Consider the following 13,440-nt stretch of genomic DNA (forward strand, 5'->3'; position numbering starts at 1 on the left):
ATCTGTCACCTACCCCAAGTTATGCGTCTGTTATGCGATTTTGTGATTAAGCTAATTTTCTATGGATTTAAAACACTCTCCGAACTGGGAGCTTTGGTGGGGGAAAAGAGAAGTTCAGCCATCAGTTTTACGCTTTCCACTGTCATTTTGAGTGAGATCAGCGATAATCAAGCTCCAACATCGAGTAGTGAATGAAGGAGCCCCTGTGCTTAAAGCGATATTTTTTGATATGGACGAAACGTTATGCGGCACATCTCAAGCCGATAAAGTGGCAGGAGAAGAATTTGCTGCTTGGATTGCTCAAACTTACCCGCAAGTCGCCGATTCAACTGCTTTTGTTCAGCGCTACTTGCAAGGCGTATACAAAAAGCTCAATAACGAATTTCCTCAACTTATTGCTCTACTGCCAGATGAAAATGCCTTCCGCTGCGGTTTAATTCAGACCATCTTGGCAGAGCAAAGTATAGAGATTGATACAGAAAAGGCTCAACAGGCGCAGAGCTATTTTGACTCGGCTCGCATGGGGGCTTTTGACTTCTTCCCAGGCGTAAAAGAGATGCTGACCGAGCTACGTCAACACTACAAATTAGTGGTGATCACTAACGGTCCAATCTTCTCACAGCACCCAAAACTCAAAGCAACACAAATGAGCGAATGGGTTGATCACATTATCGTCGGTGGGGAAGAGCCAGAAGAGAAGCCAGCAGCCAGCATTTTCCGCAAAGCACTCAACCTTGTGGATGCAAAGCCAGAAGAAGTGATTCATATTGGCGACTCTCTACCAGCAGACATTGCGGGTGCCAACAATATGGGTATTCTGAGCGTGTGGGTAAACGCAACAGGTACGGAAAATACAACCGATATCAAACCCAACTATCAAGTGCGAGAGACGGTTGAGCTGAATGAAATCCTAAAAACGCTTGCTCAGTAAAGCGCTTAATTCAAGAAACACAAAACCCCAGCCAACGTGCTGGGGTTTCTTTTATCAGCTCGAATCGCATTTAGATCATAGGTGACCAAAACCTTCCAGAGCTGTACATGTTTACTGATATTGAAATGGAATGCAGATTTTTTAGGGTGAGAAATACAAAAAAGCCCCAGTCTTTCGACTGAGGCTTTAAATAGCGGTCGATGAAGAGCCATATTCTAACTTCAGGCGAACCCCATATGGGTTCAAATCCATTGAAATATTGCCGACTCATCTAGTCCAAGCGAGATCATAAGCTCTAAAACGACGAAAGCCTGCTAAAAAGCAGGCTTTCTAATAGTGGTCGGTGAAGAGGGATTCGAACCCCCGACCCTCTGGTCCCAAACCAGATGCGCTACCAAGCTGCGCTATTCACCGAACTGTATTTGCTGATTCTCTCAAATCAGACAGGATACTTCAACTAAGAAGTCACCTAAATTAATGGGGTGGCTAACGAGATTCGAACTCGCGACCACCGGAATCACAATCCAGGGCTCTACCAACTGAGCTATAGCCACCATCAATTTTGCTGTTTACCGCTCTATTATAGCCATAAACTAAATAGTGGTCGGTGAAGAGGGATTCGAACCCCCGACCCTCTGGTCCCAAACCAGATGCGCTACCAAGCTGCGCTATTCACCGACAAATTTTGTTTCAACTCTTGGGATATTTGAATCAAAACTGGAAACTTCACTAATTTAATGAGTTACCGAAATAATGGGGTGGCTAACGAGATTCGAACTCGCGACCACCGGAATCACAATCCAGGGCTCTACCAACTGAGCTATAGCCACCACTATTGTTCGTGCCTTTAATTTGTATTCCGGAATGGCACGCCCGAAAGGATTCGAACCTTCGACCTTTGGCTCCGGAGGCCAACGCTCTATCCAACTGAGCTACGGGCGCATGCCCCATCGGCGGAGAGGAATAATACGGATATCACACTATGCCGTCTAGTACTTTTTTTACTTTTTTTCTCGTTTGGTCTCTTTTTCGACAGTTATCTGCCTTTAAAGTGAATTTTTGATGTGATTCACGCCCTGTCATGGATAACTTGTTGTTTATTGCAACAAGTTATCGGGATATAATCACCCATTATTTACATTGATTTAACAGCTGCAACTTGGTTGTTCAATCACTCTAGACTGTTAGATAAGGTTTTTTGCTCACTATAGAAGCAATCACCTAAAACTTTATCCAACAGCTCTAAATACTCTAACTATATAAATAGGTAAGTCACTTACCTCGGAATGTGAAGTGGGTTTAATGGATATGTCTCGACGAATGATTAGCGTTTTGTTCGCTGCCTTAACTTTCTCTACGGCAGCTTTAGCTTCTGACATCAGCCAAACTGAATACGATGCGATCGCAGAACGCATCAAACCTGTCGGTGATGTTTACCTTGCAGGTGCGGAACCAGTAAAAGCAGAACCAACTGGTCCACGTGATGGCGCGGCAGTTTACGGTACCTTCTGTATTGCTTGTCACTCATCTGGCGTGAACGGTGCACCAAAAACTGGTGATGCTGGCGATTGGGCACCTCGTATTGCACAAGGCAAAGACGTACTGACCAACCACGCAATCCAAGGCTTCAACGCGATGCCAGCTAAAGGTACGTGTATGGACTGTTCTGATGACGAAATCATCGCAGCCATCGACCACATGATTGAAGGTCTATAATAAAGACATCAATGAAAAAGGCTTGCCGCGTGGCAAGCCTTTTTATTTTTGACAAATTAGAACCGTCCGTGACTACTTTTTAAACATTGCACGGATATTGGCAATATGTGCCTGACCTTTCGCCATACGCTCTTCCGCTGATACTGGCTTTTTGTTTGCTTCCCATTCAACGTCATCAAATGGCAGCTCATCGAGAAAACGGCTTTGGGTCGGCTTGATCAATTCACCAAACTGTCGGCGCTCTTTACACATGGTAAAAGTCAGCTCGCGCTGTGCACGCGTAATACCTACGTACATCAATCGACGCTCTTCTTCGACGTTGTCTTCATCAATACTGGTTTGGTGTGGCAAAATACCCTCTTCCGAACCAATCAAGTAAACAAATGGGAACTCGAGGCCTTTCGACGCATGTAGTGTCATCAATTGCACCGCATCACTGTCTTCATCTTCCTCACCACGTTCCATCATGTCGCGCAGAGTAAGACGCTGAACCACCTCTTTTAACGTCTTTTCTTCTTGGTCGTAGTTATCACCTTCTAAGTCAGCAACAATCCACGAGTAAAGATCAGAAACGTTCTTCATGCGCATTTCCGCCGCTTTCGGGCTTGCTGACGTTTCATACAGCCAGTCTTCATAATGAATATCACGTACAAGTGAACGTACCGCTTCAACGGTATCACCACGCTCTGCTTGATCGGCAATCGCAACTAACCACTGTGTAAAACGACGCAGGTTTTCCAAACCTCGGCCTGTAAGGTGCTGCTCCAATCCCATTTCAAAGCTGACTTCAAACAGACTTTTACCACGCATGTTGGCATAGCTGCCTAACTTCTCTAGTGTGACCGGACCGATTTCACGACGCGGTGTATTCACGATACGTAGGAACGCGTTGTCATCATCTGGGTTCACCAACACGCGCAGGTAAGCCATGATGTCTTTAATCTCGGCACGAGCAAAGAACGATGTGCCGCCAGATAGCTTGTATGGCACGCGGTTTTGCATCAGTGATTTTTCAATCAAACGCGATTGGTGATTACCTCGATATAGAATCGCATAATCTTTATATTCGGTGCGGTTTAGGAACTTGTGCGCAATCAACTCACCCGTTACGCGCTCCGCTTCGTGCTCTTCATTCTTCGCCAGCAACACTTTGAGTTTTTCACCGTCAGGAATTTCCGAGAACAGCGATTTCTCATACACGTGCGGGTTATTCGCAATCAAGATGTTAGCTGCGCGCAGAATGCGACTCGTCGAACGGTAGTTTTGCTCCAACTTGATCAAACGCAGGTTAGGATAGTCTTCACCAAGTAACACAAGGTTCTGCGGCTTAGCACCACGCCATGAATAAATAGACTGGTCATCGTCACCTACTACGGTCAAACGACCGCGCTCACCAACGATTAACTTCACCAAATCGTATTGGCTGGTGTTGGTGTCTTGATACTCATCCACCAATAAGTAACGAATGCGGTTTTGCCAACGCTGACGTACTTCTTGGTTATTGCGTAACAGTTGTACCGGTAAAGAAATCAAATCGTCAAAATCAAGCGCGTTGTATGCTTTCATCTGCTTTTGGTACATCTCAAAGCAGAATGCAAAGAGCTGTTGTTGCTCACCTTGAGCCAACGCTTTGGCTTGCTCCGGCGTCAGCATGTCGTTCTTCCAGTTGGAAATACAACTTAGCAACTGACGCAGCAGATCTTTGTCGCCATCTAGCTGCTTTTCTGTCAGCTCTTTAAGCAGCGCTAGCTGATCTTGATCATCAAATAAAGAAAAGCCCGCTTTCAAACCAAGGTGCTTGTACTCGCGCTTGATGATGTTTAGCCCCAAGGTATGGAACGTCGAGACCATCAAGCCTTTCGATTCAGCTTTGCCTAATGTCTGCCCTACACGCTCTTTCATCTCACGTGCAGCTTTGTTGGTAAAGGTCACCGCAGCAATATTACGCGCCTTGTAGCCACACTGCTGAACCAAATAAGCAATTTTATTGGTAATTACACGAGTTTTACCCGAGCCAGCACCCGCAAGTACCAAGCATGGGCCTGATACGTACTTAACGGCTTCGTCTTGTCTTGGGTTCAGCTTCATAAAAATTCTCTGCGGGTGGAAATAGTGGCGCCTATGATAAAGGGGTGAGTGTGTGAAAGCTACGGTCATTTTCACGTAATTTTTACACAGAGAGTTGCAACATTTTGTTGCATAAGCGACCACTCTTTACGCTATAATGAATGAACGTTCATTCATTGGGTGGTGGGGTTATGACCAATAACACTACTGGAGATAAATACGAGCAAATCATTGCAGCTGCCGAACGCTTAATCGCTGAGTCGGGCTTTCATGGTCTTTCCATGCAAAAGCTCGCAACTGAAGCAGGTGTCGCAGCGGGCACGATTTACCGATATTTCTCAGATAAAGAACATCTTTTGGAAGAGGTTCGCCTTACTGTTACCAAACGTATTGCGGACGCCGTTCAAGCGGATGTTCATGACGATATGCCTCTGAAAGAGCGTTACCGCACCATGTGGCTCAATATTTGGCACCTTGCTGGTTCAAATTTAGACACCTTAAGCAACCGTGTCCAATATGAATCACTACCTTGTACAAATCGTAAAGGAACTCGGGAACTTGAAAGGCAAATGTTTGCCCAAGTAGATCGTCTTTTCGATCAAGGTAAGGCGGAAGGGGTATTCAAACTCCTAGATAACGAGATTCTTTCAGGGTTGAGTTTCGAAGCTAGTGTTGCGCTTGCTAGAAAACATGCTTTGGGATTTTATCAGTTGGATGAAGACGCGCTGGAAGCAGCCGTTGAAGCTAGCTGGGATGCAATTATTAAACACTAACTTGGAGTTCTTAATAGAATGAAAAAGTGGACTTTCTTTATGTTGCTTATCGCGATTCTCCTATTCGGGAGCGTGATAGGTTTCAATTTATTCAAGCAACAGAAAATTGCTGAATACATGGCGAATCGTCCGGAACCAGAATTCCCAGTAACCGTAACTGAAGTAAAAGCGGTTGATTGGGTTCCTGTTATCGAGGCAATCGGCTTCATTGAACCTAACCAAGGTGTCACTGTTGCGAACGAAACCAGCGGCGTGATCGATAAGATCTCTTTCGACTCTGGTACTCAAGTTGAAGAAGGGCAACCTTTGGTTCTTCTGGACTCTGAGGTAGAAAAAGCAAACCTTAAGAGCTCACAAGCAAAACTGCCAGCAGCTCAAGCTAAGTACAAACGCTACCAAGGTCTTTTCAAAAAAGGCTCTATCTCTAAAGAAGCATACGACGAAGCTGAAGCAAACTACTTCTCACTTAAAGCGGACATCGAAAGCTTGAAAGCGACCATTGACCGCCGTGAAATCAAAGCGCCTTTTGCTGGCGTGGTTGGTATTCGTAATGTTTATCTTGGTCAGTACCTACAAGCAGGTACCGATATCGTTCGTCTTGAAGACACCAGCGTGATGCGTCTACGTTTCACTGTTCCACAAACAGACATATCTCGCATCATGCTAGACCAAGAAGTGGACATCTTTGTTGATGCTTACCCTGATAAGCCTTTCAAAGGTTCTATCTCAGCGATTGAACCAGCAGTTAACGTTCAAAGTGGTCTGATCCAAGTTCAAGCCGACATTCCTAACAGCGATGGCAAACTTCGCAGCGGTATGTTCGCGCGTGCAAACATCATTCTGCCTAAGCTAGAGAACCAAGTAACGCTGCCACAAACGGCTATCACGTTTACGCTTTACGGCGACAACGTCTACATCGTGACTGAAGAAGACGGTGAAAAACGCGTTAAACAGCACGTTGTGAAAGTGGGTGAGCGTACTAAAGACATCGCGCATATCCTAGAAGGCGTGAAACCAGGTGACGTCGTGGTCACATCGGGTCAAATCCGTCTAAGTAACCACGCGAAAGTGACTATTGTTGAAGATGCAGCACTGACACCACCTGCTGAAACACCAATGCTTTAATTGGAGGCATCATGCGCTTTACTGATGTTTTTATTAAACGTCCAGTTTTAGCGGTATCGATCAGCTTTTTGATTGCGTTGCTTGGTTTGCAAGCCGTATTCAAGATGCAAGTTCGTGAATACCCTGAAATGACAAACACGGTGGTTACTGTAACCACCAGTTATTACGGTGCGAGTGCCGACCTGATCCAAGGCTTTATTACCCAGCCTTTGGAGCAAGCGGTAGCGCAGGCCGATAATATCGACTATATGACTTCATCCTCGGTGCTTGGTACGTCTACCATTACCGTAAACATGAAGTTGAACACCGACCCGAATGCGGCGCTGTCTGACATTCTGGCAAAAACCAACTCCGTTCGCTCACAGCTTCCAAAAGAAGCGGAAGACCCAACAGTAACGATGTCGACTGGCTCGACTACCGCGGTACTGTACATCGGTTTCACCAGTGACGAGTTGTCTTCTAGCCAGATCACCGACTATCTTGAGCGTGTAATCAACCCGCAGCTATTTACGGTAAATGGTGTATCGAAAGTTGACCTATACGGTGGTATGAAATACGCGCTACGCGTATGGCTAGATCCAGCGAAAATGGGCGCACTTAAGCTGACAGCAACCGACGTGATGACGGTACTAAACGCCAACAACTATCAGTCGGCAACCGGTCAGGCGACAGGTGAATTCGTACTTTACAACGGTAGCGCAGATACTCAAGTATCCAACGTTGCTGAACTCGAAGCGCTGGTTGTTAAAACTGGTGAAGGTGACGTCATTCGTCTTGGCGACATTGCGAAAGTGACCTTAGAGAAGAGCCACGACGTTTACCGCGCAAGTGCGAACGGTCAAGAGGCTGTAGTTGCAGCGATCAACGCGGCACCAAGTGCTAACCCAATCAACATCGCGGCAGATGTGCTGAAACTTTTACCTCAATTAGAGCGTAACTTGCCAAGCAACATCAAAATGAACGTGATGTACGACTCAACTATCGCCATCAACGAATCTATTCACGAAGTTGTGAAAACCATTCTTGAAGCGGCAGTTATCGTACTTGTGGTAATCACTCTATTCCTTGGTTCATTCCGTGCGGTAATCATCCCTATCGTTACTATCCCACTATCATTGATTGGTGTTGCGATGGTAATGCAGGCGATGGGCTTCTCGTGGAACTTGATGACACTTCTGGCAATGGTACTCGCCATCGGTCTGGTGGTGGATGACGCGATCGTGGTTCTTGAGAACGTCGACCGTCACATCAAAGAAGGGGAATCGCCGTTCCGTGCAGCTATCATTGGTACTCGTGAAATCGCTGTGCCAGTAATTGCAATGACACTGACACTAGGTGCGGTATACGCGCCGATCGCACTAATGGGCGGTATCACGGGCTCGCTATTTAAAGAGTTCGCATTAACCCTAGCTGGCGCGGTATTTGTGTCTGGTATCATCGCTCTGACTCTGTCGCCGATGATGTGTTCAAAAATGCTTAAGGCAAATGAAGAGCCAAGCAAGTTTGAGCAAAAAGTACATCACGTATTGGATGGCATGACCAACCGCTACGAGAAAATGCTGACCGCTGTTATGGCGCATCGCCCAGTGATCATTGCTTTCGCGATCATCGTGTTCGCAACGCTACCAATTCTGTTTAAGTTTATTCCAAGTGAATTGGCTCCTTCAGAAGATAAAGGCGTAGTGGTACTAATGGGTACAGCACCTTCGAATGCGAACTTGGACTACATCGAACACACCATGAATGACGTGAACAAGATTCTGTCTGATCAGCCAGAAGTAGAATACGCTCAGGTGTTTAACGGTGTACCAAACTCAAACCAAGCGTTCGGTCTAGCAACTCTTAAACCTTGGAGTGAGCGTGAAGCGAGTCAAGCTGATATTACCAAACGTGTAGGTGAACTAGTCGCTCACGTACCAGGTATGTCAGTTACCGCATTCCAGATGCCAGAGCTTCCTGGTGCCGGTTCAGGTCTGCCAATTCAGTTCGTTATCACCACACCAAACAGCTTCGAGAGCTTGTTTACTATCGCAAGCGATATCCTAGCTGATGTGTCTACCAGTCCAATGTTCGTTTACTCGGATCTGGATCTAAATTACGATTCAGCAACGATGAAGATCAGCATCGACAAAGACAAAGCCGGTGCCTACGGTGTGACCATGCAAGACATCGGTGTAACGCTAAGTACTATGATGGCGGACGGTTACGTAAACCGTATCGACCTAAATGGTCGTTCATACGAGGTTATCCCTCAGGTTGAACGTAAATGGCGTCTAAACCCAGAGTCGATGAAGAACTACTACGTGCGTTCGGTTGACGGTAAAGCGGTACCACTAGGAAGCTTAATCACGATTGATGTTGTTGCAGAGCCTCGCTCACTGCCTCACTTCAACCAGCTAAACTCAGCAACGGTTGGTGCAGTACCTGCTCCAGGCGTAGCAATGGGTGATGCGATCAACTGGTTCGAAGACGTAGCACAAAACAAACTGCCATCAGGCTACAACCATGACTATATGGGTGAAGCTCGTCAGTTTGTAACGGAAGGTAGCGCACTATACGCAACATTCGGTTTAGCACTGGCGATCATCTTCCTAGTACTGGCGATTCAGTTTGAATCTATCCGCGATCCAATCGTAATCATGGTATCGGTGCCGCTAGCGGTATGTGGTGCATTGATTGCTCTGGCGTGGGGTACGGCATCGATGAACATCTACTCGCAGGTTGGTTTGATTACTCTAGTTGGTCTGATCACCAAGCACGGTATCCTGATCTGTGAAGTAGCGAAAGAAGAGCAGTTACACAACAAACTGTCTCGTATCGATGCGGTAATGGAAGCGGCGAAAGTTCGTCTACGTCCAATCCTGATGACAACAGCGGCGATGATTGCAGGTCTGATCCCACTGATGTACGCAACAGGCGCAGGTGCAGCTCAGCGTTTCAGTATCGGTATCGTAATCGTTGCCGGTCTAGCAATCGGTACACTGTTTACGCTATTCGTACTGCCTGTGATTTACAGCTACCTAGCTGAGAAACATAAGCCACTGCCAGTATTTGTTGAAGACAAAGACTTAGAAAAGCTAGCTCGAGTGGATGAAGCAAAAGCTGCTCATCGCGAATTAGCAGATAATAAGTAAGCGTAAAGCACTAAGAAAAAGGTCACTTCGGTGACCTTTTTTATTGCTGCTCTCTTTTTTACCATCTAAATGGCGACTTTCCCGTATCATTTACATAGAATGTGGGCAAATCAAAAGGAGTTTTAGCCACTATGTTTGACCCAAAGAAATTAGAGCAAATCGCTAAACAAATTCACGAATCAATGCCACAGCCAGTAAAAGAACTAGGCGCGGATGTTGATCAAAAAGTTCGCCAAGTAATCCAAGGTCAGCTAAACAAGCTAGACGTAGTTAGCCGCGAAGAATTCGACGTACAAACTCAAGTTCTGCTGCGTACTCGTCAAAAGCTGACAGAAATGGAAAAGAAATTAGCAGAGCTTGAAGAAAAGCTCGCTGATAAATAAGCGAAAAGCGACAAGAAAATTATAAGGGTTGATGTGAGAACATCAGCCCTTTTTGTTTATTGGGATTCAGGATTCGAGATTCAGGATTCGCTTCTATTTTGCCTTCTTAAGGACAAAATTCACCTTTATAAAAACAAAAAAGGCTTGGTCAACGGCGACCAAGCCTTTTAATTAGATGTTGTGTTTTATGTTGTATTTATTGACCCCAGTCTGTCCGGAGTTCTTCCTGCTTTGCTTTAATGCAATTACGCAGATTGTATATTCGAAGCTAAGAGCTTTAGTCCCTTAAACGAATTGCGCTGAATTAAGGTTTCATTTCTAGGAGAAGGCGCGGAGTTTACGATAGTAAATGAGCACCTTCGACACCGAAATGGAACCTTAAGGCAAGTAATTAGCCGCCTACAGCGATGTTCTTCATATCAGTCATATACCCACGTAGTTCTTCACCAATGTACTCCACTGGGTGGTTACGGATAGCATCATTTACAGCGATAAGAGTCGCGTTATCTACTTGGTTAGAAGTTTCACCTAGACCCTTACCAATTACGTCAGTATTTACTGCTGGCATAAACTTCTCACGTAGAAGCGGTGTTGCTACGTTAGCGAACAGGTAGTTACCGTATTCCGCAGTGTCTGAGATAACCACGTTCATCTCGTATAAACGCTTACGTGCGATAGTGTTCGCGATCAGCGGTAGCTCGTGTAGAGACTCGTAGTAAGCAGACTCATCGATAATGCCAGATGCTGTCATTGCTTCGAACGCTAGCTCAACACCAGCACGAACCATAGCAACCATCAGGATACCGTTGTCGAAGTACTCTTGCTCAGAGATTTCTACGTCAGTTTCTGGGTAGTTTTCGAAAGCAGTTTCACCCGTTTCTGCACGCCAGCCTAGTAAGTTTGCATCGTCGTTTGCCCAGTCAGCCATCATTGTGCTAGAGAAGTGACCTGTGATGATGTCATCCATGTGCTTGTTGTATAGCGGACGCATCAGCTCTTTTAGCTCTTCAGAAAGCTCAAATGCTTTTACTTTTGCTGGGTTTGATAGACGATCCATCATGTGAGTGATACCACCAAACTTCAGTGCTTCAGTGATGGTTTCCCAACCGTATTGAAGAAGCTTACCTGCGTAGCCTGGATCGATACCATCAGCAATCATCTTCTCGTAACATACGATAGAACCAGCCTGTAGCATGCCGCAAAGGATAGTTTGCTCACCCATTAGGTCGGATTTCACCTCAGCAACAAAAGAAGACTCTAGACAGCCGGCACGGTGACCACCTGTTGCTGCTGCCCAAGCTTTCGCGATATCCCAACCTTCACCTTTAGGGTCGTTCTCAGGGTGAACAGCGATAAGAGTCGGTACACCGAAGCCACGCTTGTATTCTTCACGAACTTCCGTACCCGGACATTTAGGCGCAACCATTACTACCGTGAGGTCTTTACGGATTTGCATGCCTTCTTCAACAACGTTGAAACCGTGTGAGTAGCCTAGTGCTGCGCCTTCTTTCATCAACGGCATTACCGTCTCAACAACGTTTGTGTGTTGCTTATCTGGAGTAAGGTTTACGACTAGGTCAGCTTGTGGAATTAGCGTTTCGTAGCTACCCACTTCAAAGCCGTTGTCTTTTGCGTTTTTGAATGACTGGCGTTGCTCATCAATTGCCGCTTGGCGAAGCGCATAAGCAACGTCTAGACCAGAATCGCGCATGTTTAGACCTTGGTTAAGACCTTGAGCACCACAACCTACGATGACCACTTTCTTACCTTTTAGGTAATCTGCTTCTGATGCGAATTCTTCGCGGTCCATAAAGCGACAACGACCAAGTTGGTCCAATTGCTCACGCAAGTTTAGGGTATTGAAATAGTTAGCCATCTGGGTGCTCCTTAACATTCTTCCATAGAGGTCGGTACTTGTGTTACCGAATGAGTTCATACTAAAACAGACATTCTGTTGCTGAAAGTGATATATTCACAATTACTTATTGCAATTAATGCAACATGGAAGTGAAGATTTAATGAACATCAAAAGCCTGCAGTTATTCATTCATCTATGTGATAGTAAGAGCTTCGCTAAGACAGCGGCGGCAATGCATATCAGCCCTTCTGCACTAAGCCGGCAGATCCAGAAATTGGAAGAAGAAACGCATCAACAGCTGTTCTTGCGTGATAACCGAAGTGTCGAATTAACGGTTCAAGGAAAGAAGCTATTACCTGTTGCACTAAAGATCTTAGGGGAATGGCAGCAATACCAAAGTTACGTCAAAGGAACGGAAGACGAGTTAAAAGGGGAGATACGTTTATTTTGCTCGGTAACGGCAAGTTATAGCCATCTCCCAGAGCTTATTTCCGAATTCCGCATTCAGCATCCATTTATTGAATTCAAACTCTCTACCGGCGATCCAGCACAAGCCATCGATAAAATATTGGCGGATGAGGCTGATATCGCGATCTCTGCAAAACCCGATCAACTACCAGCTAAAGTCTCCTTTGAACCAATCAGTGAGATTCCCCTATCGGTGATAGCACCAGTTGGAGTCAGCAGCTTTGCAGAAGAACTACAGAAAGAAAATCCGGATTGGTCAACAATACCTTTTATTCTCCCAGAAGCAGGCACAGCGAGAGAAAGAGCGAATGTTTGGTTTAAGCAAATGAAGATTAAACCAAATATCTACGCACAGGTGGCAGGACATGAAGCCATTGTCAGTATGGTGGCCTTGGGCTGCGGAGTCGGTATTGCACCGGATGTGGTAATCAACAACAGCCCTGTAAGAGAGAAGATAAATAGGCTTAAAGTTTTGCCTATCAAACCATTCGAGCTCGGTGTTTGCTGCATTAGAAGCCAGCTGGAAAACCCTTTGGTTAAAGCACTATGGGAAGTAGCAGAAAGTAAATATATCTCCCTGTAGGCATACATCATTCAAATAAGTATTCGAAGCCCGTTACACAAGTAACGGGCTTTTTAGTTACAGTTAATTTTGAACATAAAATCTAGATCAGCACTAAAGAGCGCAACGTCACTGTTCATATAACAAAGATAGTACTAGAAAAACGATGAGAGTAAGTAAGCACTTACGTTTAGGGAGTTTTAAGGCTGAGAAAATAGCCAATGATAAAAGATAAATAAGACCTTTATCCCACAGAGTTCGCTATGCTGCAGGCACTGGGCTCTGAGGACATCAGCCCAATCCAAAGGGTGTTTTTCTAAATAAGTGGCAAAACTACAGAGATGCCTAGCTGGACTTGCGCACTCGGCAGGAAAATTATCCTGCTCGAAAACGACGAAACCCAGTCCGAAGACTGGGTTTCTA

The 13,440-nt window shown here is 45.6% G+C and carries 10 protein-coding genes and 5 tRNA genes; 7 read left to right on the forward strand and 8 right to left on the reverse strand.

All coding sequences use genetic code 11. The features are described 5' to 3' along the window. The first annotated feature begins 205 nt into the window (after window positions 1-205). Window positions 206-931, forward strand: coding sequence for an HAD family hydrolase (locus OH459_RS14460; protein WP_053050447.1), 726 nt, complete (start codon window positions 206-208; stop codon window positions 929-931). Window positions 932-1,268: 337 nt separating this feature from the next. Here the strand turns inward: OH459_RS14460 and OH459_RS14465 are convergent. The 5 genes from OH459_RS14465 to OH459_RS14485 all read right to left on the reverse strand — a co-directional run bounded on the left by OH459_RS14465 (window position 1,269) and on the right by OH459_RS14485 (window position 1,873). Next, window positions 1,269-1,345, reverse strand: a tRNA-Pro gene (locus tag OH459_RS14465). A gap of 64 nt (window positions 1,346-1,409) precedes the next feature. Beyond that, window positions 1,410-1,485: transfer RNA gene (locus tag OH459_RS14470), tRNA-His, on the reverse strand. 47 nt (window positions 1,486-1,532) lie between these two features. After that, window positions 1,533-1,609: transfer RNA gene (locus tag OH459_RS14475), tRNA-Pro, on the reverse strand. 76 nt (window positions 1,610-1,685) lie between these two features. After that, window positions 1,686-1,761 (reverse strand) — tRNA-His (locus OH459_RS14480). 35 nt (window positions 1,762-1,796) lie between these two features. Beyond that, window positions 1,797-1,873 (reverse strand) — tRNA-Arg (locus OH459_RS14485). A 360-nt stretch (window positions 1,874-2,233) separates the two neighbouring features. Between OH459_RS14485 and OH459_RS14490 the strand changes: the two genes are divergently transcribed. Continuing rightward, window positions 2,234-2,647: a c-type cytochrome gene (locus OH459_RS14490; RefSeq protein WP_005446350.1), complete on the forward strand. Its 414-nt coding sequence runs from the start codon at window positions 2,234-2,236 to the stop codon at window positions 2,645-2,647. Between the two features lie 72 nt (window positions 2,648-2,719). Here OH459_RS14490 and rep read toward each other — a convergent pair whose 3' ends face one another. Continuing rightward, on the reverse strand, window positions 2,720-4,735 hold the full coding sequence (gene rep / locus OH459_RS14495; RefSeq protein ID WP_005446351.1) for a DNA helicase Rep: 2,016 nt from the start codon (window positions 4,733-4,735) through the stop codon (window positions 2,720-2,722). Window positions 4,736-4,905: 170 nt separating this feature from the next. Between rep and OH459_RS14500 the strand changes: the two genes are divergently transcribed. From OH459_RS14500 to ubiK, 4 genes are all read left to right on the forward strand, one after another. Next, on the forward strand, window positions 4,906-5,487 hold the full coding sequence (locus tag OH459_RS14500) for a TetR/AcrR family transcriptional regulator (RefSeq protein WP_005446352.1): 582 nt from the start codon (window positions 4,906-4,908) through the stop codon (window positions 5,485-5,487). 18 nt (window positions 5,488-5,505) lie between these two features. Next, window positions 5,506-6,612 (forward strand): multidrug efflux RND transporter periplasmic adaptor subunit VmeC, encoded by a 1,107-nt coding sequence (gene vmeC, locus OH459_RS14505; RefSeq protein WP_005446353.1) that lies wholly within the window; start codon window positions 5,506-5,508, stop codon window positions 6,610-6,612. Window positions 6,613-6,623: 11 nt separating this feature from the next. Beyond that, entirely contained in the window at window positions 6,624-9,746 is a 3,123-nt protein-coding gene (gene vmeD, locus OH459_RS14510) for a multidrug efflux RND transporter permease subunit VmeD (RefSeq protein WP_005446354.1), read from the forward strand. A 131-nt stretch (window positions 9,747-9,877) separates the two neighbouring features. Next, window positions 9,878-10,129 carry a ubiquinone biosynthesis accessory factor UbiK gene (gene ubiK / locus OH459_RS14515; protein WP_005427244.1) on the forward strand — a complete coding sequence of 84 codons (252 nt, stop codon included), beginning with the start codon at window positions 9,878-9,880 and terminating at the stop codon, window positions 10,127-10,129. A gap of 391 nt (window positions 10,130-10,520) precedes the next feature. Here ubiK and ilvC read toward each other — a convergent pair whose 3' ends face one another. Continuing rightward, on the reverse strand, window positions 10,521-12,005 hold the full coding sequence (ilvC, locus tag OH459_RS14520; RefSeq protein WP_005446356.1) for a ketol-acid reductoisomerase: 1,485 nt from the start codon (window positions 12,003-12,005) through the stop codon (window positions 10,521-10,523). Between the two features lie 142 nt (window positions 12,006-12,147). Between ilvC and ilvY the strand changes: the two genes are divergently transcribed. Beyond that, window positions 12,148-13,038 (forward strand): HTH-type transcriptional activator IlvY, encoded by an 891-nt coding sequence (ilvY, locus tag OH459_RS14525; RefSeq protein WP_074050965.1) that lies wholly within the window; start codon window positions 12,148-12,150, stop codon window positions 13,036-13,038. 179 nt (window positions 13,039-13,217) lie between these two features. Here the strand turns inward: ilvY and OH459_RS14530 are convergent. After that, the coding region (locus tag OH459_RS14530) for a hypothetical protein (protein WP_269987353.1) at window positions 13,218-13,440 on the reverse strand (223 nt) is incomplete at its 5' end.

Source organism: Vibrio sp. MM46 (assembly GCF_027587135.1).
Taxonomy (GTDB): Bacteria; Pseudomonadota; Gammaproteobacteria; order Enterobacterales; family Vibrionaceae; genus Vibrio; species Vibrio harveyi.